This window comes from Methylobacterium mesophilicum (assembly GCF_022179445.1).
GTDB classification, from domain to species: Bacteria; Pseudomonadota; Alphaproteobacteria; order Rhizobiales; family Beijerinckiaceae; genus Methylobacterium; species Methylobacterium mesophilicum.
Genome location: NZ_BPQU01000149.1, coordinates 1 through 251, shown reverse-complemented (window position 1 = coordinate 251; position 251 = coordinate 1). Strand labels below are relative to the sequence as shown.

Below are 251 nucleotides of genomic sequence, written 5' to 3'. Positions count from 1 at the left end.
GGGGCGGCGTTCTACCTCTGGGATATCGGCGTCAAGCGCGGCGACATCCGCCTCCTCGGCGTCGGCTCCTACGCCGCCCCGGTGCTCTCCACCCTGATCCTCGTCGCCGCCGGCTACGCCCCGGCCACCTGGTCGCTGGCGCTCGCCTGCGGGCTCATCGTGGCCGGCGCCCTGGTGGCGACGCGGGCGGGCGGGGCGCGGGAGGCGGCAGTGGAGGGTGGGCGCTAAGCAGGTTTCGCAAAAGTGGTGGC

General features: G+C 74.5%; 1 pseudogene. It reads left to right on the top strand.

Going from position 1 to position 251, the window contains the following annotated elements:
- Positions 1-228: pseudogene (locus MFF40_RS28565) on the top strand (aromatic amino acid exporter YddG); the annotation flags it as partial.
- Between the last annotated feature and the right edge of the window lie 23 nt (positions 229-251).